38 protein-coding genes are annotated in these 25551 nt (G+C 61.8%); 33 read left to right on the forward strand and 5 right to left on the reverse strand.

The genetic code is table 11. From position 1 onward, the window contains the following. The 28 genes from EO99_RS27600 to rplQ form a co-directional block, all read left to right on the forward strand. The coding region (locus EO99_RS27600) for an EF-Tu C-terminal domain-related protein (protein ID WP_156034904.1) at positions 1-77 on the forward strand (77 nt) is incomplete at its 5' end. 323 nt (positions 78-400) lie between these two features. Then, positions 401-709 (forward strand): 30S ribosomal protein S10, encoded by a 309-nt coding sequence (rpsJ, locus tag EO99_RS0118700; protein WP_003547547.1) that lies wholly within the window; start codon positions 401-403, stop codon positions 707-709. 37 nt (positions 710-746) lie between these two features. Beyond that, a complete protein-coding gene (gene rplC / locus EO99_RS0118705; RefSeq protein ID WP_029620124.1) occupies positions 747-1388 on the forward strand; it encodes a 50S ribosomal protein L3 in 642 nt (213 codons plus the stop codon). A 13-nt stretch (positions 1389-1401) separates the two neighbouring features. Continuing rightward, positions 1402-2022, forward strand: coding sequence for a 50S ribosomal protein L4 (rplD, locus tag EO99_RS0118710; protein ID WP_029620125.1), 621 nt, complete (start codon positions 1402-1404; stop codon positions 2020-2022). Then, a complete protein-coding gene (locus EO99_RS0118715) occupies positions 2019-2312 on the forward strand; it encodes a 50S ribosomal protein L23 (protein WP_029620126.1) in 294 nt (97 codons plus the stop codon). The genes rplD and EO99_RS0118715 overlap by 4 nt, the downstream gene beginning before the upstream one ends. Positions 2313-2323: 11 nt before the next feature. Further along, positions 2324-3160, forward strand: coding sequence for a 50S ribosomal protein L2 (gene rplB, locus EO99_RS0118720; RefSeq protein WP_029620127.1), 837 nt, complete (start codon positions 2324-2326; stop codon positions 3158-3160). Positions 3161-3175: 15 nt separating this feature from the next. After that, the gene (rpsS, locus tag EO99_RS0118725) at positions 3176-3454 is read left to right on the forward strand and encodes a 30S ribosomal protein S19 (protein ID WP_029620128.1); all 279 of its coding nucleotides are present in this window, start codon (positions 3176-3178) and stop codon (positions 3452-3454) included. Positions 3455-3456: 2 nt separating this feature from the next. Then, positions 3457-3846, forward strand: coding sequence for a 50S ribosomal protein L22 (gene rplV / locus EO99_RS0118730; RefSeq protein WP_037112434.1), 390 nt, complete (start codon positions 3457-3459; stop codon positions 3844-3846). Further along, on the forward strand, positions 3846-4580 hold the full coding sequence (gene rpsC, locus EO99_RS0118735; RefSeq protein WP_029620130.1) for a 30S ribosomal protein S3: 735 nt from the start codon (positions 3846-3848) through the stop codon (positions 4578-4580). The genes rplV and rpsC overlap by 1 nt, the downstream gene beginning before the upstream one ends. A gap of 38 nt (positions 4581-4618) precedes the next feature. Next, positions 4619-5032, forward strand: a complete 414-nt coding sequence (gene rplP / locus EO99_RS0118740; RefSeq protein WP_029620131.1) for a 50S ribosomal protein L16 — start codon at positions 4619-4621, stop codon at positions 5030-5032. A gap of 11 nt (positions 5033-5043) precedes the next feature. Then, positions 5044-5244 (forward strand): 50S ribosomal protein L29, encoded by a 201-nt coding sequence (rpmC, locus tag EO99_RS0118745; protein ID WP_016553554.1) that lies wholly within the window; start codon positions 5044-5046, stop codon positions 5242-5244. A gap of 12 nt (positions 5245-5256) precedes the next feature. Further along, positions 5257-5493, forward strand: coding sequence for a 30S ribosomal protein S17 (gene rpsQ / locus EO99_RS0118750; RefSeq protein WP_029620132.1), 237 nt, complete (start codon positions 5257-5259; stop codon positions 5491-5493). Between the two features lie 233 nt (positions 5494-5726). After that, positions 5727-6095, forward strand: a complete 369-nt coding sequence (gene rplN, locus EO99_RS0118755; protein ID WP_029620133.1) for a 50S ribosomal protein L14 — start codon at positions 5727-5729, stop codon at positions 6093-6095. A 13-nt stretch (positions 6096-6108) separates the two neighbouring features. Then, positions 6109-6417 (forward strand): 50S ribosomal protein L24, encoded by a 309-nt coding sequence (gene rplX / locus EO99_RS0118760; RefSeq protein WP_029620134.1) that lies wholly within the window; start codon positions 6109-6111, stop codon positions 6415-6417. Next, positions 6410-6967 (forward strand): 50S ribosomal protein L5, encoded by a 558-nt coding sequence (rplE, locus tag EO99_RS0118765; protein ID WP_037112439.1) that lies wholly within the window; start codon positions 6410-6412, stop codon positions 6965-6967. The genes rplX and rplE overlap by 8 nt, the downstream gene beginning before the upstream one ends. A 33-nt stretch (positions 6968-7000) precedes the next feature. Beyond that, positions 7001-7306, forward strand: coding sequence for a 30S ribosomal protein S14 (rpsN, locus tag EO99_RS0118770; RefSeq protein WP_029620136.1), 306 nt, complete (start codon positions 7001-7003; stop codon positions 7304-7306). A gap of 12 nt (positions 7307-7318) precedes the next feature. Beyond that, positions 7319-7717, forward strand: a complete 399-nt coding sequence (gene rpsH, locus EO99_RS0118775; protein ID WP_029620137.1) for a 30S ribosomal protein S8 — start codon at positions 7319-7321, stop codon at positions 7715-7717. Between the two features lie 42 nt (positions 7718-7759). Further along, positions 7760-8293 carry a 50S ribosomal protein L6 gene (gene rplF / locus EO99_RS0118780; protein WP_029620138.1) on the forward strand — a complete coding sequence of 178 codons (534 nt, stop codon included), beginning with the start codon at positions 7760-7762 and terminating at the stop codon, positions 8291-8293. A gap of 12 nt (positions 8294-8305) precedes the next feature. Further along, a complete protein-coding gene (gene rplR / locus EO99_RS0118785; RefSeq protein ID WP_029620139.1) occupies positions 8306-8668 on the forward strand; it encodes a 50S ribosomal protein L18 in 363 nt (120 codons plus the stop codon). A gap of 120 nt (positions 8669-8788) precedes the next feature. Continuing rightward, entirely contained in the window at positions 8789-9358 is a 570-nt protein-coding gene (gene rpsE / locus EO99_RS0118790; protein WP_029620140.1) for a 30S ribosomal protein S5, read from the forward strand. 11 nt (positions 9359-9369) lie between these two features. Next, entirely contained in the window at positions 9370-9582 is a 213-nt protein-coding gene (gene rpmD / locus EO99_RS0118795) for a 50S ribosomal protein L30 (RefSeq protein WP_029620141.1), read from the forward strand. 16 nt (positions 9583-9598) lie between these two features. Continuing rightward, on the forward strand, positions 9599-10072 hold the full coding sequence (rplO, locus tag EO99_RS0118800; RefSeq protein ID WP_029620142.1) for a 50S ribosomal protein L15: 474 nt from the start codon (positions 9599-9601) through the stop codon (positions 10070-10072). A 227-nt stretch (positions 10073-10299) separates the two neighbouring features. Then, positions 10300-11640 carry a preprotein translocase subunit SecY gene (secY, locus tag EO99_RS0118805; protein ID WP_029620143.1) on the forward strand — a complete coding sequence of 447 codons (1341 nt, stop codon included), beginning with the start codon at positions 10300-10302 and terminating at the stop codon, positions 11638-11640. Next, positions 11637-12287, forward strand: a complete 651-nt coding sequence (locus tag EO99_RS0118810) for an adenylate kinase (protein ID WP_029620144.1) — start codon at positions 11637-11639, stop codon at positions 12285-12287. Before secY ends, EO99_RS0118810 begins: the two co-directional genes overlap by 4 nt. A gap of 239 nt (positions 12288-12526) precedes the next feature. Beyond that, complete coding sequence (rpsM, locus tag EO99_RS0118815) at positions 12527-12895, forward strand: 30S ribosomal protein S13 (protein ID WP_029620145.1); 369 nt, start codon at positions 12527-12529, stop codon at positions 12893-12895. Positions 12896-13028: 133 nt separating this feature from the next. Continuing rightward, entirely contained in the window at positions 13029-13418 is a 390-nt protein-coding gene (gene rpsK, locus EO99_RS0118820) for a 30S ribosomal protein S11 (RefSeq protein ID WP_007766864.1), read from the forward strand. Positions 13419-13592: 174 nt separating this feature from the next. Continuing rightward, entirely contained in the window at positions 13593-14603 is a 1011-nt protein-coding gene (locus EO99_RS0118825) for a DNA-directed RNA polymerase subunit alpha (RefSeq protein ID WP_029620146.1), read from the forward strand. 44 nt (positions 14604-14647) lie between these two features. Further along, on the forward strand, positions 14648-15073 hold the full coding sequence (gene rplQ, locus EO99_RS0118830) for a 50S ribosomal protein L17 (RefSeq protein WP_029620147.1): 426 nt from the start codon (positions 14648-14650) through the stop codon (positions 15071-15073). 124 nt (positions 15074-15197) lie between these two features. Here the strand turns inward: rplQ and EO99_RS0118835 are convergent, their stop codons facing one another. From EO99_RS0118835 to msrP, 3 genes are all read right to left on the reverse strand, one after another. After that, positions 15198-16307 (reverse strand): glycosyltransferase family 4 protein, encoded by a 1110-nt coding sequence (locus tag EO99_RS0118835; protein WP_029620148.1) that lies wholly within the window; start codon positions 16305-16307, stop codon positions 15198-15200. A 206-nt stretch (positions 16308-16513) separates the two neighbouring features. Beyond that, positions 16514-17164, reverse strand: coding sequence for a protein-methionine-sulfoxide reductase heme-binding subunit MsrQ (gene msrQ, locus EO99_RS0118840; protein ID WP_029620149.1), 651 nt, complete (start codon positions 17162-17164; stop codon positions 16514-16516). Continuing rightward, positions 17164-18105 carry a protein-methionine-sulfoxide reductase catalytic subunit MsrP gene (gene msrP / locus EO99_RS0118845; RefSeq protein ID WP_029620150.1) on the reverse strand — a complete coding sequence of 314 codons (942 nt, stop codon included), beginning with the start codon at positions 18103-18105 and terminating at the stop codon, positions 17164-17166. Before msrP ends, msrQ begins: the two co-directional genes overlap by 1 nt. 231 nt (positions 18106-18336) lie before the next feature. On the opposite strand from msrP, the gene ilvD reads away from it, so the two are divergent. Continuing rightward, positions 18337-20172 carry a dihydroxy-acid dehydratase gene (ilvD, locus tag EO99_RS0118850; RefSeq protein WP_029620151.1) on the forward strand — a complete coding sequence of 612 codons (1836 nt, stop codon included), beginning with the start codon at positions 18337-18339 and terminating at the stop codon, positions 20170-20172. A gap of 15 nt (positions 20173-20187) precedes the next feature. Here ilvD and EO99_RS0118855 read toward each other — a convergent pair whose 3' ends face one another. Beyond that, on the reverse strand, positions 20188-20574 hold the full coding sequence (locus tag EO99_RS0118855) for a lysozyme inhibitor LprI family protein (protein ID WP_051679958.1): 387 nt from the start codon (positions 20572-20574) through the stop codon (positions 20188-20190). A gap of 117 nt (positions 20575-20691) precedes the next feature. Between EO99_RS0118855 and EO99_RS0118860 the strand changes: the two genes are divergently transcribed. Beyond that, a complete protein-coding gene (locus EO99_RS0118860) occupies positions 20692-22095 on the forward strand; it encodes a DegQ family serine endoprotease (protein WP_029620153.1) in 1404 nt (467 codons plus the stop codon). Beyond that, positions 22092-23408 carry a replication-associated recombination protein A gene (locus tag EO99_RS0118865; RefSeq protein ID WP_029620154.1) on the forward strand — a complete coding sequence of 439 codons (1317 nt, stop codon included), beginning with the start codon at positions 22092-22094 and terminating at the stop codon, positions 23406-23408. The genes EO99_RS0118860 and EO99_RS0118865 overlap by 4 nt, the downstream gene beginning before the upstream one ends. Here EO99_RS0118865 and EO99_RS0118870 read toward each other — a convergent pair. After that, positions 23405-23713: a DUF1883 domain-containing protein gene (locus EO99_RS0118870; RefSeq protein WP_029620155.1), complete on the reverse strand. Its 309-nt coding sequence runs from the start codon at positions 23711-23713 to the stop codon at positions 23405-23407. The two genes, EO99_RS0118865 and EO99_RS0118870, sit on opposite strands and share 4 nt — an antisense overlap. A 119-nt stretch (positions 23714-23832) precedes the next feature. Between EO99_RS0118870 and EO99_RS0118875 the strand changes: the two genes are divergently transcribed. Together EO99_RS0118875 and ftsZ are read left to right on the forward strand one after the other, a co-directional pair. Next, complete coding sequence (locus EO99_RS0118875; RefSeq protein ID WP_235776870.1) at positions 23833-24072, forward strand: hypothetical protein; 240 nt, start codon at positions 23833-23835, stop codon at positions 24070-24072. Between the two features lie 322 nt (positions 24073-24394). Continuing rightward, entirely contained in the window at positions 24395-25435 is a 1041-nt protein-coding gene (gene ftsZ / locus EO99_RS0118880; RefSeq protein WP_037112451.1) for a cell division protein FtsZ, read from the forward strand. Positions 25436-25551: the final 116 nt, after the last annotated feature.

Below are 25551 nucleotides of genomic sequence, written 5' to 3' on the forward strand. Positions count from 1 at the left end.
AAGAAAAGCTGCGCTTCGCGATCCGCGAAGGTGGCCGCACCGTCGGCGCCGGCATCGTCGCTTCGATCGTCGCCTAATCGACGCAAGGCGGGGGCCGACGCAGGTTGCGCCGGCTTCGCTGCTCTGCAGCGAACAATGATTTAAGCAAGCGGCGTTTCGTCGCTTGCTTATGACACGAAAATGTAGCAAATGGCGCGCAAGCGCGATTTGCCCCTGCTTCGAATGGGGCAGGGAACTGCAATCAGCATCAAGGTGGGTCGCAAGGCCCGAAGACTGGAAAGGGATACCGTCCTGCGGTGTTCCTCTCGATCTTTGAAACCGGTGGTCCGCCTTAGGTAAAAGAACAACCCGTGCCTTTACGTTGGGCACGCGTAGTAACAGACAACAAGGATAACGTCGAATGAACGGCCAAAATATCCGCATTCGCCTGAAGGCGTTCGATCACCGAATTCTCGATGCTTCCACGCGCGAGATCGTGTCGACGGCGAAGCGCACCGGTGCTAGTGTCCGGGGCCCCGTTCCGCTTCCGACCCGAATCGAGAAGTTTACGGTTAACCGGTCTCCCCATATCGACAAGAAGAGCCGCGAGCAGTTCGAGATGCGCACCCATAAGCGCCTTCTCGACATCGTAGATCCGACACCGCAGACGGTAGACGCGCTGATGAAGCTCGATCTCGCCGCAGGTGTCGATGTTGAGATCAAGCTCTGAGGCGGTTGTCTCGAGCGGAGTGAGAAGGAATTAACCGATGCGTTCGGGTGTAATTGCACAGAAAGTGGGAATGACCCGCGTCTATAACGACGCTGGTGAACATATCCCGGTAACAGTACTGCGGCTCGAAAAGTGCCAGGTCGTTGCCCAGCGTACCCAGGAAAAGAATGGCTACACGGCTATTCAGCTGGGTGCAGGCACCGCCAAGGTGAAGAACACGACGAAGGCGCTGCGCGGCCATTTTGCCGTTGCTGAAGTCGAGCCAAAGGCGAAGCTCGTCGAGTTTCGCGTGACCGAAGACAACATGATCGACGTTGGCACCGAGCTGACGGCCGGCCACTTCACCGCTGGTCAGCTGGTGGACGTGACGGGTACGACGATCGGTAAGGGCTTTGCGGGCGCCATGAAGCGCCACAACTTCGGCGGTCTGCGGGCCACGCACGGTGTGTCCGTTTCGCACCGTTCGCATGGTTCGACCGGTTCCAACCAGGATCCGGGCAAGGTCTGGAAGGGCAAGCGCATGGCGGGCCACATGGGCCAGACGCGCGTCACCACGCAGAACCTCGAAGTCGTCTCCACCGATGAGAACCGCGGCCTGATCCTCGTCAAGGGTGCCGTTCCCGGCTCCAAGGGCGCTTGGATCGTCGTTCGCGATGCCATCAAGTCGGCCGCGAAGTAAGGGAGCCAAGCACATGGAATTCAACGTCAAGACCCTCGAGGGAAAAGACGCCGGCAAGGTCTCCCTGTCGGATGAGATTTTCGGCCTCGACCCCCGCGAAGACATTCTTGCCCGTATGGTTCGTTGGCAGCTCGCCAAGAAGCAGCAGGGCACGCACAAGACCAAGACCCGTGCAGAAGTCTCCCGCACCGGTGCCAAGATGTACAAGCAGAAGGGTACGGGCCGCGCTCGTCACCATTCGGCACGTGCACCTCAGTTCCGTGGCGGTGGCAAGGCTCACGGCCCGGTCGTCCGCAGCCACGCCCACGATCTTCCCAAGAAGGTCCGTGCGCTTGCTCTGCGTCACGCCCTGTCTGCCAAGCTGAAGTCGGAAGACCTGATCGTCATCGACAACCTGGTTGCCGCCGAAGCAAAGACCAAGGCGCTTGTCGGTTCGTTCGCGTCGATGGGCCTCACCAACGTGCTCTTCATCGGCGGTGCGGAACTCGACAACAACTTCAAGCTCGCTGCCCAGAACATCCCGAACGTCGATGTTCTGCCGGTTCAGGGCATCAATGTTTACGACATCCTGCGTCGCGGCAAGCTCGTGCTGTCGAAGGCCGCAGTTGAAGCTCTAGAGGAGCGTTTCAAGTGACCGATCTTCGCCACTACGATGTGATCGTATCTCCTTCGATCACCGAAAAGTCGACGCTGGTATCTGAGCAGAACCAGATTGTTTTCAACGTTGCCAAGGATGCTTCCAAGCCGGAAATCAAGGCTGCCGTCGAGGCGCTTTTCGGTGTGAAGGTCAAGGCCGTCAATACGCTGGTCCGCAAGGGCAAGGTTAAGCGTTTCCGCGGCTTCATCGGCAAGCAGAAGGACGTGAAGAAGGCTATCGTGACGCTGGCCGAAGGTCAGTCGATCGACGTCTCCACCGGTCTCTGAGGAACAGAAAAATGGCATTGAAAAGCTACAATCCGACGTCTCCGAGCCAGCGACAGCTGGTCATCGTCGACCGGTCTGGCCTTCACAAGGGCAAGCCGGTCAAGGCGCTGACGGAAGGCCTCTCCAAGAGCGGCGGTCGTAACAACCTCGGCCGCATCACCGCCCGCTTCATCGGCGGCGGTCACAAGCGTACCTATCGCCTGATCGACTTCAAGCGTCGCAAGTTCGACGTCGAGGGTACGGTCGAGCGCCTGGAATACGATCCGAACCGTACCGCGTTCATCGCTCTCATCAAGTATGAGGACGGTGAGCTGGCCTACATCCTCGCTCCGCAGCGTCTTGCTGCCGGCGACAAGGTCATCGCGTCCGACAAGGCCGTGGACGTCAAGCCGGGCAACACCATGCCTCTGCAGTACGTTCCGGTGGGCTCGATCGTGCACAACGTCGAGATGAAGCCGGGCAAGGGCGGTCAGATCGCCCGTTCGGCCGGCACCTACGTGCAGCTCGTCGGTCGTGACCAGGGCATGGCCATCCTTCGCCTGAACTCGGGCGAGCAGCGCCTCGTTCCGGGCTCGTGCCTCGCCACCGTCGGCGCCGTGTCCAACCCGGACCATGGCAACATCAACGACGGCAAGGCCGGTCGTACCCGCTGGCGCGGCAAGACCCCGCATAACCGCGGTGTCGTCATGAACCCTGTCGACCACCCGCACGGCGGTGGTGAAGGCCGCACGTCGGGTGGCCGTCACCCAGTCAGCCCGTGGGGTAAGCCCACCAAGGGCAAGCGTACGCGCTCGAACAAGTCGACTGACAAGTTCATCATGCGTTCGCGCCACCAGCGCAAGAAGTAAGAGAGGTAGTCAGGAATGGCTCGTTCAGTATGGAAAGGCCCGTTTGTTGACGGCTATCTTCTCAAGAAGGCTGAGAAGGTTCGTGAAGGCGGACGGAGCGAAGTGATCAAGATGTGGAGCCGCCGTTCCACCATCCTGCCGCAGTTCGTCGGTCTGACGTTCGGCGTCTACAACGGCAGCAAGCACATCCCGGTCAGCGTCAACGAAGACATGGTCGGTCACAAGTTCGGTGAGTTCGCGCCCACGCGTACCTATTATGGTCACGGCGCGGACAAGAAGGCGAAGAGGAAGTAACCATGGCGAAGGCAAAGACCGAACGCCGGCTGAAGGACAATGAGGCGCAGGCAGTTGCCCGCACCATTCGCGTCAGCCCGCAGAAGCTCAACCTGGTTGCCGCCATGATCCGTGGCAAGAAGGTCGAACGCGCGCTCGCGGACCTCGAGTTCTCTCGCAAGCGCATCGCCGGCACGGTGAGGAAGACTCTCGAGTCTGCCATCGCCAACGCCGAGAACAACCATGACCTCGACGTCGACTCCCTGATCGTATCGGAAGCCTACGTCGGCAAGTCGATCGTCATGAAGCGCTTCCACGCTCGCGGTCGCGGCCGTGCTTCTCGCATCGAGAAGCCTTTCGCGCACCTGACGATCGTCGTGCGCGAAGTCGAGGAAAAAGGGGAGGCCGCATAATGGGTCAGAAAATCAATCCAATCGGTTTCCGCCTCGGCATTAACCGCACCTGGGACAGCCGTTGGTTCGCCGACAATGCCGAATACGGCAAGCTGCTGCACGAGGATCTGAAGATCCGCGCGTATCTGATGTCCGAGCTGAAGCAGGCCGGTATCGCCAAGGTGGTCATCGAGCGTCCGCACAAGAAGTGCCGCGTCACGATCCACTCGGCGCGCCCGGGTCTGATCATCGGCAAGAAGGGCGCCGACATCGAGAAGCTTCGCAAGAAGATCTCGACGATGACGAATTCGGAAACGCACCTCAACATCGTTGAAGTGCGCAAGCCCGAAGTCGACGCCACTCTGGTTGCCCAGGGCATCGCCCAGCAGCTCGAGCGTCGTATCGCCTTCCGTCGTGCGATGAAGCGTGCCGTTCAGTCGGCGATGCGTCTTGGTGCCGAAGGCATCAGGATCACCTGCGCCGGCCGTCTCGGTGGTGCGGAAATCGCCCGTACCGAATGGTATCGTGAAGGCCGCGTGCCGCTTCACACGCTGCGCGCCGACATCGACTACGGGACGGCAGAAGCCGAAACCGCATTCGGTATCTGCGGCATCAAGGTCTGGATCTTCAAGGGTGAAATCCTTGAGCACGATCCGATGGCTTCCGAACGCCGCGCTCTCGAAGGTGACGCACAGGGTCCCGCAAGCCGTGGTGATCGTGGCGACCGTGGCGATCGTCGTCGCGAAAATGCTTGATTAGCGCTGGCGAAAGATAAGCTCGGAGAAGTAAGAAAATGTTGCAGCCAAAGCGTACAAAGTTCCGGAAGCAGTTCAAGGGACGTATCAAGGGTGTTGCCAAGGGCGGATTCGATCTGGCCTTCGGTGAGTTCGGTCTGAAGGCTCAGGAGCCGAACCGCGTCAACGCTCGTGAGATCGAAGCCGCTCGTCGTGCCATCACGCGCTATATGAAGCGTGCCGGCCGCGTGTGGATCCGCGTCTTCCCAGACGTTCCGGTCACAGCCAAGCCGACGGAAGTCCGCATGGGTAAGGGTAAGGGTTCGGTCGAATACTGGGCATGCAAGGTCAAGCCCGGCCGGATGATGTTCGAGATCGACGGTGTATCCGAGGAGATTGCCCGCGAGGCACTTCGTCTCGGCTCCGCCAAGCTCTCGGTTAAGACGCGCTTCGTTCAGCGCATCGCAGAGTAGGAGAAGGCACGATGAAAGCCGAAGAAGTTCGCGGCCTCACGGCCGACCAGCTCAAGGACAAGCTCGCCGACCTCAAGAAGGAGCAGTTCAACCTGCGCTTCCAGAAGGCCACCGGTCAGCTCGAGAAGTCCTCGCGCGTTAACGAAGTCCGCAAGGACATCGCCCGCGTCAAAACCATTGCCCGCCAGAAGGCGGCAGAAGCAAAGGCCTAAAGGAAGAACAATATGCCGAAACGCATTCTGCAGGGCGTCGTAGTTTCCGACAAGAACGAGAAGACCGTTGTTGTCCGCATCGAGCGCCGATTCTCCCATCCGCTGCTTCAGAAGACGGTTCGCCGTTCCAAGAAGTACAAGGCGCACGACGAGAACAATCAGTACAAGGTCGGTGACGTGGTTTCCATCCAGGAATGCGCCCCGATTTCCAAGGATAAGTGCTGGACGGTGATTTCCGCCCAGGCTTAATTTCAGTCATTTGCGCCAGGCTCTTGCTTCTGGCGCAGATTTCTGTATGAAGCACGCCATCGGCGCAGGACGCTCGGCAACGAGCGTTCTTTTGCTTTGAGCGCAGGGAAGGTCCTTTTTAAGGAAACCACCTTGGCAAGATCCGTCCCGCGCACAATGAAATTCTGTCCATAAGCCGGATCGGGGCGTTCGCGCGCCCGGTCGTTCCGGTCATTAGAAAAAGGCGACCTGAAATGATTCAGATGCAAACAAACCTCGACGTGGCGGATAATTCCGGCGCACGTCGTGTCATGTGCATCAAGGTGCTGGGCGGCTCCAAGCGCAAGTACGCTTCGGTCGGCGACGTAATCGTCGTCTCGATCAAGGAAGCTATTCCGCGTGGCCGCGTGAAGAAGGGCGATGTGATGAAGGCGGTGGTTGTGCGTACCGCCAAGGACATTCGTCGTGCCGACGGCAGCGTCATCCGCTTCGACAACAACGCGGCGGTGCTTATTGATAACAAGAAAGAGCCGATCGGTACCCGTATCTTCGGACCGGTTCCGCGCGAACTTCGCGCCAAGAACCACATGAAGATCATCTCGCTGGCTCCAGAAGTGCTGTAAGGGAGCGATACCGATGCAGAAGATCCGCAAGGGCGACAGTGTCGTCGTATTGACCGGCAAGGACAAGGGCCGTACCGGCGAAGTCCTCCAGGTTATGCCGAAGGAAGATCGCGCACTCGTGCGCGGTATTAACATGGTGAAGCGCCACCAGCGTCAGACGCAGACGCAGGAAGCCGGCATCATCAACAAGGAAGCATCCATCCACCTGTCGAACCTCGCGATCGCCGCGAAGGATGGCAAGCCGACCCGCGTTGGCTTCCAGGTTGTCGACGGGAAGAAGGTGCGAGTTGCCAAGCGTACGGGAGATTTGATCGATGGCTGAGGCGAAGTATGAGCCGCGGCTCAAGACAGAATATGTTTCCCGCATCCGCGGTGCGCTGAAGGAAGAATTCTCCTTCGCCAACGAGATGATGATCCCGAAGCTCGAGAAGATCGTCATCAACATGGGCGTGGGCGAGGCGACAGCCGATTCCAAGAAGCCCACCGTTGCTGCAGCGGATCTCGCTGCGATCTCCGGCCAGAAGGCCGTGATCACCAAGGCACGCAACTCCATCGCTGGCTTCAAGGTCCGCGAAGGCATGCCGATCGGCGCCAAGGTTACCCTGCGCGGCGCACGCATGTACGAATTCCTCGACCGCCTGATCAACATCGCGCTCCCGCGCGTTCGCGACTTTCGCGGCCTGAACCCGAAGAGCTTTGACGGCCGTGGCAACTTCGCCATGGGCATTAAGGAACACATCGTGTTCCCTGAGATCAACTACGACAAGGTTGATCAGATGTGGGGCATGGACATCATCGTTTGCACGACGGCCAAGGCCGACGACGAAGCCCGGGCTCTCCTCAGAGAGTTCAACTTCCCGTTCCGTCAGTAACCGTAACGACGAGCGTAGAAAAGGAACTCCGATATGGCGAAGACTAGCGCAGTTGAAAAGAACAAGCGCCGCCGCAAGACAGTTGCCAACCAGGCCGCAAAGCGTGCGACCCTGAAGGCAACCATCATGAACCAGGGCCTCTCGATCGAAGAGCGGTTCCAGGCAACACTGACTCTTGCCTCGCTGCCGCGCGATGGCTCCAAGACCCGCATTCGTAACCGTTGCGAAGTCACTGGCCGTCCGCGCGCATTCTATCGCAAGCTCAAGATGTCGCGTATCGCGCTTCGTGAGCTGGGCAATTCCGGCAAAGTGCCGGGTATCGTCAAGTCGAGCTGGTAAGGAGACAGTTAGATGACCATGACTGATCCGTTGGGCGATATGCTCACCCGCATCCGCAATGGTGCCGCTCGCCGCAAGACTTCGGTGACGACGCCTGCCTCCAGACTGCGCGCACGCGTTCTCGACGTGCTGCAGGCCGAAGGCTACATCCGCGGCTATTCCCAGACCGATTACGGTAACGGCAAGTCCGAGATCGAAATCGAGCTGAAGTACTACGAGGGCGCGTCGGTGATCCGTGAGATCGGCCGCGTGTCCAAGCCGGGCCGCCGAGTTTATGTCTCGGTGAAGTCCATTCCGCAGGTCGCGAACGGCCTCGGCATCACCATCCTTTCGACTCCGAAGGGTGTGATGGCCGATCACCAGGCTCGCGAACAGAACGTTGGTGGCGAGGTTCTTTGCTCTGTCTTCTAAGACAGGGCAGGGATCTCCATAGCGAACAGACAGGACAAAAAAATGTCTCGTATCGGTAAGAAGCCCGTTCCGGTTCCTGCTGGAGTTACGGCCACGGTTGATGGCCAGAAAGTGACTGCCAAGGGTCCGAAGGGCGAGCTTTTCTTCGTTGCAAACGACGAAGTGAAGGTTGAACACAATGACGACGGCGTGTCGGTGACCCCGGTCAACGACAGCAAGGACGCCCGCTCCAAGTGGGGCATGTCCCGGACGATGATTGAAAACATCTTCAAGGGCGTGAAGGACGGTTTCGAGCGCAAGCTCGAGATCAATGGCGTCGGTTACCGTGCGTCCCTGCAGGGCAAGAACCTGCAGCTGGCTCTCGGTTTCAGCCATGACGTTGTCTACGAACCCCCGCAGGGGATTTCGATTGCCGTGCCGAAGCCGACGGAAATCATCGTCACCGGCATTAACAAGCAGCAGGTCGGTCAGGTTGCAGCGGAAATCCGCGAATACCGCGGTCCGGAGCCCTACAAGGGCAAGGGCGTCAAGTACGCCGAGGAACGGATCATCCGCAAGGAAGGCAAGAAGAAGTAAGGATCACGCGATATGGCTAGCAGGAAACAAGCACTTGCAAAGCGCGCGAGCCGCGTGCGCCGCCAGATTAAGGCGGTTGCCAACGGCCGTCCGCGCCTGTCGGTTCATCGCTCGTCGAAGAACATCTATGTCCAGGTCATTGACGACGTGGCCGGCCGCACGCTTGCAGCCGCCTCCACGCTCGACTCGGATCTGCGCTCGAAGCTCAAGACCGGCGCTGACGTTGAAGCAGCGACCGCCGTCGGCAAGCTGGTGGCGGAACGGGCGACGAAGGCCGGTGTAAAGGAAGTCGTGTTTGATCGCGGCGCCTTCATCTATCACGGCCGCATCAAGGCCCTGGCAGAAGCTGCCCGCGAAGGCGGACTGAGCTTCTAAGGAATTTGCCCGGCCTCGCGCAAGCGGGGCCGGGCAAACGCGGTTTCTCCGCACCCGATCCTGAACCGGATCGCCCTGTAATCTGCCGATTGCACCCGGAAAAGAAAAAGGAAAAGGACAATGGCACAAGAAAGAAGAGGTTCTCGCGACGATCGCCAGAACCGTGACGAGCGCGATAGCGAATTCGTCGACAAGCTGGTCGCGATCAACCGCGTCGCCAAGGTCGTCAAGGGCGGCCGTCGTTTCGGCTTTGCTGCTCTCGTCGTTGTCGGCGACCAGAAGGGCCGCGTCGGCTTCGGCCACGGCAAGGCACGTGAAGTGCCGGAAGCCATCCGCAAGGCGACTGAATCCGCCAAGCGCGACCTGATCTTCGTACCGCTGCGCGACGGCCGTACGCTGCACCACGACCTCAACGGCCGCCACGGCGCCGGCAAGGTCCTGCTGCGTGCCGCCAAGGCCGGTACCGGCATCATCGCAGGTGGCCCGATGCGCGCCGTCTTCGAAACACTCGGCGTCAGCGACGTTGTTGCGAAGTCGACCGGTTCGTCGAACCCGTACAACATGGTTCGCGCCACTTTTGACGCCCTGAAGCATCAGGTGCATCCGAAGGACGTCGCAGCACAGCGCGGCCTCAAGTATGCCACGCTTCAGGCTCGTCGCGCCGCTTCCGGCATTGCTTCGGAAGAATAAGGAGAGCGATCATGGCCAAGAAAGCTACTCAGGCAGAAGCCAACAAGACGGTTACGGTCGAGCAGATCGGTAGCCCCATCCGCCGCCCGGCCGTACAGCGCGCAACGCTGATCGGTCTCGGCCTCAACAAGATGCACCGGGTCAGCACCCTGGAGGATACGCCTTCGGTTCGTGGTATGATCCGTGCTGTCCAGCATCTCGTTCGCGTCGTCGACGAGAAGTGAGACGGGGGAAGTCATCATGAAACTGAATGAACTCAAAGACAACGAAGGTTCGACGAAGAACCGCAAGCGCGTCGGTCGCGGTATCGGCTCGGGCTCGGGCAAGACCGGTGGTCGCGGCGTGAAGGGTCAGAAGGCTCGCTCCGGCGTGTCCATCAACGGCTTCGAAGGCGGCCAGATGCCGATCTATCGTCGCCTGCCCAAGCGCGGCTTCAACAACATCTTCTCGTCGGACTTCGTGACCGTATCGCTCGGTCGCATCCAGACGGCGATCGATGCCAAGAAGCTCGACCCCAAGGCAACGATCGACGCTGCGGCCCTGAAGGCTGCCGGCGTGATCCGTCGCCCGCGCGACGGCGTCCGCATCCTGTCGGATGGCGAACTGACGGCCAAGGTCACGATCGAAGCCGCCGGTGCCTCCAAGGCTGCCGTCGAGAAGATCGAGAAGGCCGGCAGCACCATCAAGCTTCCGGAAGCTCCTGCTGCCGAATAAGCCGTATAAATCGCCCGGCGTGCTTCACACCGGGCGATTTTGCTCCCATATGTGAGCCTCACGATTCTGGGACCGGCCGCTACGGTCGCGCTTTCCGGAACCATACGGAAAACAGGGTGAGGCACTGGTTGCGTCCCGCGCTCCCGCCCGTTTTCATCAACTGAATTCAGACTGCTTTCCGGGCTTGGCGCCTTCCCGCCGCCGGAATTGGTCAGGCGGAGAAATGCATGGCTTCTGCAGCGGAACAACTTGCCTCCAACCTCAATTTTTCGACCTTCGCCAAGGCGGAGGATCTCAAGAAGCGGCTGTGGTTTACGCTGGCAGCTCTCCTCGTCTATCGCCTCGGCACGCATATTCCGCTGCCCGGCCTCAACCCGGAGGCTTATGCCGCGGCCTTCCAGGGCCAGTCCGGTGGTATCCTCGGTCTCTTCAACATGTTTGCCGGCGGCGCCGTGGAGCGCATGGCGATCTTCGCGCTCGGCATCATGCCCTATATCTCTGCGTCGATCATCGTGCAGCTGATGACTTCGGTCGTTCCCTCGCTGGAAGCGCTGAAGAAGGAAGGCGAGCAGGGCCGCAAGGTCATCAACCAGTACACCCGCTACGGCACCGTCCTGCTCGGCACGCTGCAGGCCTACGGCATTGCCGCAGGCCTCGAGAGCGGCAATGGCCTGGTGCTCGATCCGGGCTGGTTCTTCCGCATCACCACCGTCGTGACGCTTCTGGGCGGTACCATGTTCCTGATGTGGCTCGGTGAGCAGATCACCGCCCGCGGCATCGGCAACGGTATTTCGCTGATCATCTTTGCCGGCATTGCTGCAGGTCTGCCGACCGCCTTTGCAGGTACGCTGGAACTCGGCCGGACCGGCGCTCTGTCGACGGCGCTGATTCTCCTGGTCATTCTGGTGGCGATCGGTGTCATCACGCTGATCGTCTTCGTCGAACGTGCCCAGCGCAGGCTTCTGATCCAGTATCCGAAGCGCCAGGTGGGCAACCGCATGTTCCAGGGCGACACCTCGCATCTGCCGCTGAAGCTCAACACCGCAGGCGTGATCCCGGCGATCTTTGCCTCGTCGCTTCTCCTTCTGCCGGCGACGGCTGCGGGATTTGCAAACAGTGCCGAGCTTCCGAGCTGGGCAACGACGGTGATCGCCGCGCTTGGTCACGGTCAGCCGGCGTTCATGGTGCTCTACGGCATGCTGATTGCCTTCTTCGCCTTCTTCTATACGGCGATCGTCTTCAACCCGAAGGACACCGCCGATAACCTGAAGAAGCATGGCGGCTTCATCCTGGGCATTCGTCCGGGCGAACGCACCGCCGACTACATCGACTACGTCCTGACCCGAATCACAGTGATCGGCGCGGTCTACCTCGTCTTCGTCTGCATCCTGCCTGAGCTGCTGATTGCCCGTACGGGGGTACCATTAGCCCTTGGTGGTACTTCGCTTTTGATCGTGGTCAGTGTTACGCTTGATACGGTCGCACAGATCCAGGGTCACCTGATTGCTCAGCAGTACGAGGGGTTGATCAAGAAGTCGAAACTGCGTGGAGGAAAGAGGGGACGATGAGACTGATACTTTTGGGACCGCCGGGCGCGGGGAAGGGGACCCAGGCCCAGCGGATCGTGGATAAGCACGGAATTCCGCAGCTATCCACCGGCGACATGCTGCGGGCAGCCGTGGCGGCACAGACGGACGTCGGCAAGCGTGCCAAGGAAGTCATGGACGCCGGAAAGCTGGTCTCGGATGACATCGTCATCGCCATCGTGTCCGAGCGAATCGATCAGCCCGATTGTGCCAATGGCTTCATTCTCGATGGCTTCCCCAGGACTCTCGTCCAGGCCGATGCCACCGAGAAGATGCTGAAGGACAAGGGACTGGGTCTGTCGGCCATCATCGAATTGAAGGTCGACGACAAGGAACTGGTTCGTCGTGTCTCCGGCCGCTATTCCTGCGCACAGTGCGGGACGGTCTATCACGACACCGACAAGAAGCCGGCAGTAGAAGGCGTCTGCGACAAGTGCGGTTCAACGCACTTCAAGCGCCGCCCGGACGACAATGCCGAAACGATGACGCAGCGTCTCGAGGTCTACTACAAGGAAACCTCGCCGCTCATCGGCTACTACTATGCCAAGGGCAGCTTGCAGACCGTCGACGGCATGGCGGAAATGGATGCCGTGACGGCAGACATAGAGAAGATCCTCGCCGCTCTTTGAGAGGGGCGGTGGCTTGTTAAAGAATCTTGGCGGAGCCGGTTGCTATTTTTGACCGATTCCGTTAAACCCCGCGCCAACTCGCTACAGCATATGCGATCGGTGCGGATCTCCCGAGAAGGGTATCCGGGTCGGTCGTTTGACTGTTTCGGATAATCGTTTGAACTGGCGGCCGTCTTGCGGCTGCTCTCATGGAAGAAGTACCACTTGCCGGATGGCAACTGGAACGAAGGAGAATAGGCGTGGCACGTATCGCTGGCGTCAACATCCCGACTGCGAAGCGCGTTGTTATTGCGCTCACGTATATTCACGGGATCGGCCCGAAGTTCGCACAGGAAATCGTCGAGAAGGTCGGTATTCCGGCTGAACGTCGCGTTCATCAGCTCACGGACGCAGAAGTTCTGCAGATCCGCGAAACCATCGACCGCGATTACCAGGTCGAAGGCGACCTGCGTCGCGAAACCTCGATGAACATCAAGCGTCTGATGGACCTTGGTTGCTACCGTGGCCTGCGCCACCGTCGTGGCCTTCCGGTCCGCGGTCAGCGCACGCACACCAATGCCCGCACCCGCAAGGGTCCGGCAAAGGCGATTGCTGGTAAGAAGAAGTAATTTCCCGGTTCTCCGGGTGGGAGAGGCTGGCGCTCGCTCGCTGGCCTCTTTTTGAGTTTGGTGCCGGGCGCAAGCCTGGCTCCGGTGGAGCCGCTGGAACTACGGCGGTGACGAGATCAACGAAAGGAAGACCATGGCCAAGGAAGCCACACGCGTCCGCCGTCGCGAACGCAAAAACATCACGTCGGGCGTTGCCCACGTCAATTCGACCTTCAACAACACCATGATCACCATCACCGACGCGCAGGGCAATGCGATTGCCTGGTCGTCGGCTGGCGCGAAGGGCTTCAAGGGTTCGCGTAAGTCGACCCCGTTCGCCGCACAGATCGCTGCCGAAGACTGCGCCAAGAAGGCCCAGGAACATGGCATGAAGTCGCTGGAAGTCGAAGTCTGCGGTCCGGGCTCCGGTCGTGAATCGGCTCTGCGCGCTCTGCAGGCCGCCGGTTTCATGATCACCTCGATCCGTGACGTGACCCCGATCCCGCACAACGGTTGCCGTCCGCGCAAGAAGCGCCGCGTCTAATCAGCGGATGCGCCGGCGGTTCAGCCAGGCTGCATTGAACTTGTGTAATGCCGCCTCACTTCGTTCTCGAAGTCTGGCGGTTTTGCCGTACCGCCGAAGGGCCTTGTCTCGCTCGGTGCTTCTCATGCTCGGTTGCCACGATTGGATGGTGGCAACGAACGGAAGGTTTAAAACATGATCCAGAAGAACTGGCAGGAACTGATCAAGCCGAACAAGGTGGAGTTCACCTCGTCCGGTCGCACGAAGGTGAACCTCGTCGCAGAACCGCTTGAGCGGGGCTTCGGCTTGACGCTCGGCAACGCTCTGCGCCGGGTGCTTTTGTCGTCGCTGCGCGGTGCTGCTGTCACCGCCGTCCAGATCGACGGCGTTCTGCACGAATTCTCCTCCATCCCGGGCGTCCGGGAAGATGTGACGGACATCGTGCTCAACATCAAGGAAATCGCCATCAAGATGGATGGCGACGACGCAAAGCGCATGGTTGTGCGCAAGCAGGGTCCAGGTTCCGTGACGGCCGGCGACATTCAGACGGTCGGCGACATCGAGATCCTGAACCCTGACCACGTCATCTGCACCCTCGACGAGGGCGCGGAGATCCGCATGGAATTCACGGTCAACAACGGTAAGGGTTACGTTCCTGCCGATCGCAACCGTGCTGAAGACGCTCCGATCGGCCTCATCCCGGTCGACAGCCTCTACTCGCCGGTCAAGAAAGTGTCCTACAAGGTGGAAAACACCCGCGAAGGCCAGGTTCTCGACTACGACAAGCTGACCATGACCATCGAGACCGATGGCTCGGTCACGGGCGAAGATGCTGTTGCCTTTGCTGCCCGTATCCTGCAGGACCAGCTCTCGGTCTTCGTCAACTTCGACGAGCCGCAGAAGGAAGCCGAAGAGGAATCGGTCACCGAACTGGCGTTCAACCCGGCGCTCCTCAAGAAGGTCGACGAACTGGAACTTTCCGTCCGGTCCGCGAACTGCCTGAAGAACGACAACATCGTCTACATCGGCGATCTCATCCAGAAGACCGAGGCGGAAATGCTGCGCACTCCGAATTTCGGTCGCAAGTCGCTGAACGAGATCAAGGAAGTTCTGGCATCCATGGGCCTCCATCTCGGTATGGAAGTTCCCGCCTGGCCGCCGGAAAATATCGAAGACCTCGCCAAGCGTTACGAAGACCAGTACTAACCATTAGACTGCAGGCGGATGCCTGCAAGTAAAGGAGACCAGAGATGCGCCACCAGAAAGCCGGTCGCAAGCTCAACCGCACTGCCAGCCACCGCAAGGCCATGTTTGCCAACATGGCTGCCTCGCTGATCACGCATGAGCAGATCGTCACCACCTTGCCGAAGGCCAAGGAAATTCGTCCGATCGTCGAAAAGCTTGTCACGCTCGGCAAGCGCGGCGACCTGCACGCTCGCCGTCAGGCGATCTCGCAGATCCAGGATCAGGACGCCGTCCGCAAGCTGTTCGACACAATCGCCTCGCGTTACGCAACCCGCAATGGCGGCTACCTGCGTATCATGAAGGCTGGCTTCCGCCAGGGCGACAATGCACCGCTCGCGGTCATCGAGTTCGTCGAGCGCGACGTCAACGCCAAGGGCGCAGCCGACAAGGCTCGCCATGCGGCTGAAATGGAAGCCGCCGAAGCCGCATAATCTGCGGATTTCGGATGCGACAGATTGAAAGAGCCGGGTGGCGACACCCGGCTCTTTCGCGTTTTGTCGTCATGGATTTAAAGCCGCCGGTCGGGACCCTGCCAAACCAGCCGCACCACTGGCGTTAATCAGCAGATGAAGTCCGCCCCTCGGGCCTCACGCCGGCGAGGAGATCGTACAAGGCGCTCCTCTCGGCCGCATGCCGGGACTGCAGCCGCCCGAACTGGGCCCGCGAGGCTTGCGCTAGCGCGTGCCTGGACTGCTGACCGAGTTGGCCCGCCATCCGCCGTGTCGCATCGGCAAAACCGGCTGGTCCCTCGTGCGGATCAACGACGATGCACGAGTCAACGTCCAGATCGGATGGAATGCAGCAGAGGCCGAACGCCACGATCGGCAGGCCGGCTGCCAGCGCCTCCAGGTTGACGATCCCCTGGGTTTCGTTGGCATAGGTGGACGGGAAGAGGAAGATGTCGATCATCTCGAAAAACGAGACCTTCTCGTGCCCGTAGACCGGGCCCAGGTATACGAGCCTGTCGCCCATCTCCTCGAGGGCCGCCTCGACGGCCTGCCGGGATGCCTCGTCGTTGCAGGGCCCGGCAAGAACCAGCCGCTGCGCGTGGCCGGCGGCGAGCGCCTCGCGAAACGCAGCGATGGCGTGATGGACGCCTTTCTCGGCCGTGAGATTGCTCATGAACCCGAGCGTCACCTCGGTTCTGTCTTCCCGCGCCAGCGTCAGCAGATCGGTGTCGACGGAACCGATGTTGCTGAATTCGAGCGTCTTCAAGACTTGAGGGTATACCTTCTTCAGCTGTGCGCTCATTGCCGGGCAGATGGTGATGTGCCAGGCCGCCTTTCCGGCAAGCGCCAGAAGGATCTTCATCCTCGGTACTTCCTGGCCGATATGGGCATAGGTGTGGTGGTGGAGCACGACGGTCTTGCCGGTGGCGCGGGCCGCAAGCGCCATCAAGGCCGTCAGATACATGCCCCTGTTGGCGCCGACGGAAATGTAGACGCTGGGCTGGCGCCCTGTGATGCAGGCTATGATCGCCCGCAGTTGGGCCCAGCCCCGGCGCACCATCAGGGCGGCGGTGGATCCTCTGCTTTCGACGCCGAGGTTCAGCGTTTCGATCTGCAGTCCTGCGGTCAGAAGCTGCTCCTGAACAGTCCGCGTCGCGATAGCCTGTCCATGTACCGGGGGCGGCAAAGGACCGATGAAGATCAGATCTCTGGTCATGGAGTACTTCCGAAGAGAAGGGGCATGGGGGTATGGCTTTGCTTACCATACAACAGCCGGATCGGAAGTGTCCGCAAGTTTTACGTGGTCACTGCACAGGAAAAAGCTCCCGCTCATATAAGCTGTGAACCGGATGGAGGATGCACGGCGGGTCGCGGCGCATCCTGATCTCTCCGTCACCACCGACGGCAGTGTCCGGCACAGTCCTAGCGGGAAGATGCTCTCTGTTGCGCCGCGAGCGGCTTGCCGCGTTTCCAGGCAAGGAAGGGCTTGCGCAGCGGGCGGTAGAGCAGCAGTAGCGCGATCAGCGCAATGTGGATGAAAGGGCCTGCGGTGAGGGACTTGATCGCGAGGAGATAGTGAAGCGCGCCGCCCAGCGCCACCGGATAGATCAGCTGGTGGAGCTTGCTCCAGCGCTGGCCGAGGCGCCGGATCGACCAGCTGTTGGAGGTCAGCGCCAGCGGCACCAGCGAGACGAGGCAGACCATGCCGATGGTGATATAGGGTCGCTTGACGATATCGCCGGCAATCGAACTGAAGTCGAGGCCACGGTCGAGGATCAGCCAGACGGAGAAATGCAGCGCGACGTAATAGAAGGCCAGGAGACCGAGCGCCCGGCGATAGCGCAGCCAGTTGATGCCCGCGAAGTCGCGCAGCGGTGTGACGGCGAGCGTCGCGATCAGGAACCGCAGCGCCCAGATCCCTAACAGGTGTTCGAAGGTCTTGACCGGGTTGACCCCCAGCCCGCCGGTGGCGCCCTGGTAGAAGTACCAGACCGCTGGAAGCAGGCCGACGACATAGAGCGCCCAGATGCTCGCCCCGTGCAGCTTGCGGGGCAGGGTGGGGATCAATGCCATCAGAAGTTCGCCTTGAGGTCCATTCCCTCATAGAGGCTTGCGACCTCGTCGGCATAGCCGTTGAAGGGCAGGGTGGGGCGGTTGGCGACGGAGAAGAAGCCGCCGTCACCGATCCGCTGTTCGGTCGCCTGGCTCCAGCGCGGATGATCGACGGCCGGATTGACGTTCGAGTAGAAGCCGTATTCGCGGGCGTTCGAATTCTTCCAGGTGGTTTGCGGCTGCTCCTCGACGAGCGAGATCTTGACGATCGACTTGATGCTCTTGAACCCGTATTTCCACGGCACGACGAGCCGGATCGGCGCACCGTTCTGGTTCGGCAGCGTTTCGCCATAGAGCCCGACGGCGAGGATGGTCAGCGGATGGCGCGCCTCGTCGAGGCGCAGGCCCTCGACATAGGGCCATTCCAGCGGCTGGAAGAACCCTGTCTGTCCCGGCATCTGCTCGGGGCGGACGACGGTTTCGAAAGATACATATTTGGCGCTGCCGAGCGGCTCCACCTGGTCGAGAAGCGCCGACAGCGGGAAGCCGATCCACGGGATGACCATCGACCAGCCCTCGACGCAGCGCATCCGGTAGGTCCGGTCCTCGAGCTGCATCTTCATCAACTCTTCGATGCCGAATTCGCGCGGCTTGCCGACCATGCCGTCGACCTTCACCGACCACGGCAGCGGCTCGAACTGACCGGAATTCTGGGCCGGATCGCTCTTGGCCGTGCCGAATTCGTAGAAGTTGTTGTAGGTGGTGACCGCCTCTTTCGGCGTCAGTGTCTCGTCGGTCGAAAAGCGGCTCGGGGCGGCGGTCAGCGGCGCGGCCAGGGCCGAGCCGGCGCCGGCCATCACGAATCCGGCCGCAGCGGTGCCCATGAACTTGCGCCGTGACATGTAGATGTCGCGGGGGGTGATGTCGGAGGCGGCGATACGAGGCGGGCGATAGACGGGCATGACAGTCTCCTTCGGAGCGGCTTTGTCTGATATACGTAACGCGAGACGAATTAGTTTCACAGCGCCGGCCAGAAATCTTCGGCCCACGTTTGCGTGAGGCTTCGGCAGGCGTACCGGTTTTGCCCCGCCTGATAGTGACACTTCGGGGCCCTTGGAGTAGGAAAGCCGGGAAAACCGGGCTGTGCCGCCGTGGCAGAGCGCGCCCGAAATACAAGATCGAGGAAGAAAACCATGCCCGTCTATCGTTCCAGAACCACGACCCACGGCCGCAACATGGCAGGTGCGCGCGGCCTGTGGCGCGCCACCGGCATGAAGGACGGCGACTTCGGCAAGCCGATCATCGCGGTGGTGAACTCCTTCACGCAGTTCGTGCCGGGCCACGTCCACCTCAAGGATCTCGGCCAGCTCGTCGCCCGCGAAATCGAGGCTGCCGGCGGCGTCGCCAAGGAGTTCAACACGATCGCCGTCGACGACGGCATCGCCATGGGCCATGACGGCATGCTCTATTCGCTGCCGTCGCGCGAGATCATCTCGGACTCGGTCGAATACATGGTCAACGCCCATTGCGCCGATGCCATGGTCTGCATCTCCAACTGCGACAAGATCACGCCCGGCATGCTGAGCGCCGCCATGCGCCTCAACATCCCGTCCGTCTTTGTCTCCGGCGGCCCGATGGAAGCCGGCAAGGTCGTCCTGCAGGGCAAGACCGTGGCGCTGGATCTCGTCGACGCCATGGTCGCTGCGGCCGATGAGGCGATGTCGGACGCCGATGTCCAGGCGATCGAGCGTGCCGCCTGTCCGACCTGCGGTTCGTGCTCGGGAATGTTCACCGCCAACTCGATGAACTGCCTGACGGAAGCGCTGGGTCTCTCGCTGCCGGGCAACGGCTCGACGCTTGCCACCCATGCTGACCGCAAGCGCCTGTTCGTCGAAGCCGGCCATCTGATCGTCGATCTCGCCCGCCGCCACTACGAGCAGGACGACTACAGCGTCCTGCCGCGCTCGATCGCGACCAAGGAAGCATTCGAAAATGCCATGGCGCTCGACATCGCCATGGGCGGTTCCACCAACACCGTTCTTCACATCCTTGCGGCCGCCTACGAGGGTGACGTCGATTTCACCCTCGACGATATCGACCGCCTGTCGCGCAAGGTGCCCTGCCTGTCGAAGGTGGCGCCGGCAAAGAGCGACGTCCACATGGAAGACGTCCACCGCGCCGGCGGCATCATGCGAATCCTCGGCGAGCTGGAACGGGGCGGCCTGATCAACCGCGACTGCAAGACGGTCCACGAGGCGACGCTCGGCGACGCCATCGACCGCTGGGACATCACCCGCACCAACAGCGAGATGGTCCGCACCTTCTTCAAGGCGGCTCCCGGCGGCGTCCCGACCCAGGTTGCCTTCTCGCAGTCCTCGCGCTGGGACGAGCTCGACACCGACAGCGACAAGGGCGTCATCCGCTCCGTCAAGAACCCGTTCTCGAAGGATGGGGGACTTGCGGTTCTCTACGGCAACATCGCGCTGGACGGCTGCATCGTGAAGACGGCGGGCGTCGACGAGTCGATCCTGAAGTTCACCGGCCCGGCGCGCGTCTTCGAAAGCCAGGATGCTTCGGTGAAGGCGATCCTCAACAATGAGGTCGTCGCCGGCGATGTGGTGGTCATCCGCTACGAAGGCCCCAAGGGCGGTCCCGGCATGCAGGAAATGCTCTATCCGACGAGCTATCTGAAGTCCAAGGGTCTCGGCAAGGCCTGTGCGCTGATCACCGACGGTCGCTTCTCCGGCGGTACCTCGGGCCTCTCCATCGGCCACGCCTCGCCGGAAGCCGCCAATGGCGGCGCCATCGGCCTGGTGCGCGAAGGCGACATGATCGAGATCGACATCCCCAACCGCACCATCAACCTGATGATTCCCGACTCCGAACTGGCGCATCGCCGTACCGAGCAGGACAAGCTCGGCTGGAAGCCGGTGGCGCCGCGCAAGCGCAATGTCACCACGGCCCTGAAGGCCTACGCCGCCTTCGCCTCCAGCGCCGACAAGGGCGCCGTGCGCATCCTGCCGGAGTAGGTCCGGGAGGTAGACCTACTGCGGCCGAGGCAGGCCGTTGAAGGTTTCTGTCAGCACCTTCATCCGCTCGTCATAGGCGGACTGGATGCAGGCGACGTCTGCGCCGCAGGCCTGTCGCCGCGCGAGCCAGGCCGTCTGATCGTCCTGCATCGTGCCGCGGGCGCCCATGGCCAGCAGGCCGGCGAGGATGTCGAAGGTCGTCACCATCTTCACGTCGGCATCGTTGAGCACCCGGTTGTCGCAGATTGCCTGCTCGTCCGCCGCGAGGTCCTCTTTCTCGCAGTCGAAGCTCGCAGCCGCTGCCGTCGAGCGGCCGGGCAGGCCTCCCGTCGAGAAGGAAAGGACGAGCGCGATTGCGCCGACCGAAAGCGCTTGGCCATATTGGGAACGAAAACAGGGCATCACTATTCTCCGGTGGTTCAACTAAGGGGGCGGGTGCACGATTAGCGTCAACGTGCCCGCTTTCCTTTCCGACGTTCCGCGTTACAAATCGTTCCGGATTTTCATAAAGAGGAATTCATGCAGAGCATGTTGAGACGCGTTGCCGCCAGTGCACTGGCCCTTTGCCTCCTGTCCCCGGCCATGGCCGGCGCCCAGACGGACAAGGCGGTGCCGCAGAGTCAGGCGGAGGTTCAGCTGTCCTTTGCGCCGCTGGTGAAGCAGACGGCGGGTGCCGTCGTCAATGTCTATGCGGAACGCGTCGTGCAGCGGCTGAACCCGTTTGCGGGCGACCCCTTCTTCGAGCAGTTCTTCGGTCAGCGCATGCCGAACCGCACCGAGAAGCAGTCGTCGCTGGGGTCCGGTGTCATTGTTTCGGCGGGTGGACTTGTGGTCACCAACAATCACGTCATCGAGGGCGCCGACGATATCAAGGTCGCGCTGGCCGACGGGCGGGAATATGCCTCCGAGGTCCTTCTGAAAGACGAGAGCCTTGACCTCGCCGTGCTGAAGATCGAGGCGAGCGAAGATTTCCCGGCGCTGCCGATCGGCAATTCCGATGCCGTCGAGGTGGGTGACCTGGTGCTCGCCGTCGGCAATCCCTTCGGTGTCGGCCAGACGGTGACGAGCGGCATCGTCTCGGCACTTGCCCGCAACCAGGTGACGCCCGGCGACTTCGGCTTCTTCATCCAGACCGATGCCTCGATCAATCCCGGCAACTCCGGCGGCGCCCTGATGAACATGAGCGGCGAACTGATCGGCATCAACACGGCGATCTTTTCCCGCGGCGGCGGTTCCAACGGCATCGGCTTCGCCATTCCCGCCAACCTGGTCAAGGTGTTCCTGGCCGCGGCGGAAGAGGGCGAGAACTCGTTCGAGCGTCCCTATATCGGCGCAAGCTTCGAACCCGTCACCTCCGATGTCGCAGAGGCGCTCGGCCTGAAGGCGGCGCGCGGTGCGCTGGTGGTCGGCGTCGCCGAGGGCGGACCGGCCGATGCGGCCGGCATCCGGCCGGGCGAAGTCGTCACCGCCGTCGACGGCATCGAGGTCGAACATCCCGATGCCCTCGGCTACCGCCTGACGACGGCCGGACTGGGCGGCGAGGCCGTGCTGACGGTTCAGTCGAGCGGCAGCAGCCGGCAGGTCACGATCGCTCTCAATTCCGCACCGGAAACGCCCGCCCGCGACGAGCGGCTGATCGAGGGACGCAATCCCTTTGCCGGGATCCGCGTCGGAAATCTCTCGCCGCGCCTGGCAACAGAGCTGCGCATGCCGGCCGACAAGGCAGGTGTCGTGGTCGTCGACGTCGTGCGCAATTCTCCCGGCAGCCGCATCGGCTTCCGGCCGAAGGACATCATCGTGTCGCTGAACGGCGTGGCGGTGCAGTCGAGCGAGGCCATGGAAGACATGCTGGACGAGGATCCGGGCTTCTGGCGCGTCGAGATTGAGCGGGACGGTCAGCGGATCCGGCAGTTCTTCCGATGAAGGGCGACCTGTTTGCGCCGAAGGTCCCCGACGAGGTCGCCAGCCGGCGGCCTCTGGCCGACCGCCTGCGGCCGAAGTCGCTGGCGGAGGTGACGGGACAGGAGCATCTGACCGGCGCAGACGGCGTGCTTCAGCGGATGATCGCCGCCGGCTCGCTCGGCTCGATGATCTTCTGGGGGCCGCCCGGCACCGGCAAGACGACGGTGGCGCGCCTGCTGTCGGGCGAGACGGGGCTCGCCTTCGAGCAGATCTCGGCGATCTTTTCCGGCGTCGCCGATCTCAAGAAGGTGTTCGAGACGGCGCGCATGCGGCGCATGGAGGGCCGCCAGACGCTGCTCTTCGTCGACGAGATCCACCGCTTCAACCGCGCCCAGCAGGACAGTTTCCTGCCGGTGATGGAGGATGGCACGGTCATTCTCGTCGGCGCCACCACGGAAAACCCTAGCTTCGAGCTCAACGCCGCTCTTTTGTCGCGTGCCAGAGTCCTGACCTTCGGCCCGCATGACGAGCGCAGCCTTCGGGAGCTGCTGACGCGGGCGGAGCAGGTGGAGGCAAGGCCGCTGCCGCTCGATGACGATGCCCGCGCCAGCCTCATCCGGATGGCCGATGGCGACGGGCGCGCCGTGCTGACGCTCGCCGAGGAGGTGTGGCGGGCCGCCCGTGACGGCGAGATCTTCGATACGGCCGGCCTGACGCAGATCGTCCAGCGCCGGGCACCGGTCTACGACAAGGGCCAGGACGGGCACTACAACCTCATCTCGGCACTGCACAAATCCGTCCGCGGCTCCGATCCCGATGCGGCGCTCTACTATCTCTGCCGCATGTTCGATGCCGGAGAAGACCCGCTCTATCTCGGGCGCCGGCTGGTGCGCATGGCGGTGGAGGACATCGGGCTTGCCGATCCCCAGGCGCTCGTCGTCTGCAATGCCGCCAAGGATGCCTATGATTATCTCGGTTCGCCGGAAGGCGAGCTGGCGCTGGCGCAGGCCTGCGTCTATCTGGCGACCGCGCCAAAATCGAACGCCGTCTACACCGCCTACAAGGCCGCCATGCGGGCCGCCAAGGAGAACGGCTCCCTGCTGCCGCCGAAGCACATCCTCAATGCTCCGACCAAGCTGATGAAGGGGGAGGGCTATGGTGACGGCTATCGCTACGATCACGACGAGCCGGACGCCTTTTCGGGCCAGAACTATTTCCCCGAGAAGATGGGCCGCCAGGTCTATTATGATCCGCCGGAGCGAGGCTTCGAGCGCGACATCCGCAAGCGCCTCGACTGGTGGTCGAAGCTGCGCAAGGAGCGGGGCGAGCCCTAGGAGACCCGCCGCTGCGCGGCCGCGGGAGGCGGCGTAAGCTTGACCGCGGAATCGGCCAGCCCGTGATGACCTTCCATGTCGACGATCAGGTGCCAGTGCCCGTCTTCGGGGATCACCAGTCGGATCGGCGACTTCTTGGCGACGCCGCCGACATATTTGAAATCGAGCAGCTCCTTGAAGCGCTGGAAGTTCGCCGCCGTCATCAGGCGGACGTTGTTGACCGCGCTGAGGGTGACCTCCACGGCAGTCCCTGCTCTTTGACCTTTCAGGTCATAGTGTTTGAAGCGGAAAGACGGTGCTCCCACGGTTTGCCTCGATCGTGAATTCTCCAATCCACAACGCCTATCATCGGCGGGTTAAAGAAAAGTGGAACCGGATCGCGTCTTGGGGGTTCTGTAAGCGAAACAACGAACGGACATGAACCATGAGACGGATCAAGACAGAGACATTTCTGACGGTGATTGCGGCCATGATGGTGAATGCGGTCCTGTTCGGTGTCGGCGCCATAGCCATCCTTTCGGTTCCGGCGTTGAACGAGATGGCGAAGTTCCTGCTTCCCGCATGGATCGTCATCGCCCTCATCGCCTCGCCGTTCATCGGCAAGCTGATCGCGCCGCGGATGCGCCTGCGCTACTGGCAGGATCGCGATCGCGCACATATCTAGACAAAAACAGGCGACGTTCTCCCCCCCTGCCGTTGCCGCAAAACAATAAATGACCTCCAGTCCTGACCCTGCCGCTTCCCCTCGGCAGGGTTTTTTCTTGCGCGCATTCCAGAAGTTCGTTGCCGATCATTAGTTTGGTCGAATTTTCTAATTTAGATTGTGATTGATTTTGCCCGCGGACTGCGGGTCGCACGGTCGGAGCGAATACGGCGGTATCTTGTCCTTTTGCCAAGCCTCTGCCTTGTTGCGGGCCTACTCTTGCAATCGATTCGGCAGCGCCACGGGCGGCGCGCCACCACCACTCTGCGCAAAGGACCTGTCCATGTCGGAAGACAAGAAGCACTCGATCACGGAAATGCGGCCGAAGATCACCGTGATCGGGGTGGGCGGCGGCGGCGGCAATGCCATCAACAACATGATCGCCGAGGAGCTTGAGGGCGTCGAGTTCATCGCCGCCAACACCGATGCGCAGGTGCTGGCCACCTCCAAGGCGACGCGGCGGATCCAGCTCGGCACGACGGTGACGGAAGGTCTCGGCGCCGGCTCGCTGCCGGAGATCGGCCGCGCCGCAGCGGAGGAATCCATCGACGAGATCATGGACCACCTGTCGGGCTGCCACATGTGCTTCGTGACCGCCGGCATGGGGGGCGGCACCGGCACGGGAGCCGCGCCGGTGATCGCCCAGGCGGCCCGCAATGCCGGCATTCTGACGGTCGGCGTGGTGACCAAGCCCTTCACCTTCGAGGGCAATCGCCGCATGAAGACCGCAGATGCCGGGATCGAGGAACTACGCCGCGCCGCCGACACGGTCATCGTCATCCCCAACCAGAACCTCTTTCGCATCGCCGATGCCAAGACGACCTTCGCCGACGCCTTCATGACCGCCGACCGGGTGCTGTTTTCCGGCGTCGGCTGCATCACCGACCTGATCGTCAAGGAGGGCCTGATCAACCTCGATTTCGCCGACGTGAAATCGGTGATGAAGGGCATGGGCCGCGCCATGATGGGCACCGGCGAGGCCTCGGGCGACGGTCGCGCACTGGTTGCCGCGGAAGCGGCAATCGCCAACCCGCTTCTCGACGAGATCTCGATGAAGGGCGCCAAGGGCGTGCTGATCTCGATCTCCGGTGGCGCCGACATGACGCTGTTTGAAGTCGATGAAGCGGCGAGCCGCATCCGCGACGAGGTCATGGACGATGCCGACATCGTCGTCGGCGCCATCTTCGACCGCAACCTGGACGGCATGTTCCGCGTCTCGGTCGTGGCGACAGGCCTCGATGGTGGCCCTGCGATGGCCGGCGCTTCGCAGGAGATGAACGGCGTCCCCGCCGATGCCCCGCCGGTGCCGCGCTTCCTGCAGTAGCCGACATCCCACGAGGTGGCAGCGCTCCCGGAGCTGAAGCGCCCAATGGCTTGAGCCATGCGGGTGAAGGCCCCGGCGGTGCCATCGTGATTGTGTCATTCTCGGTCGATACAGCG

It is taken from the genome of Pseudorhizobium marinum (assembly GCF_000705355.1).
In the GTDB taxonomy this organism is placed as follows: domain Bacteria; phylum Pseudomonadota; class Alphaproteobacteria; order Rhizobiales; family Rhizobiaceae; genus Neorhizobium; species Neorhizobium pelagicum.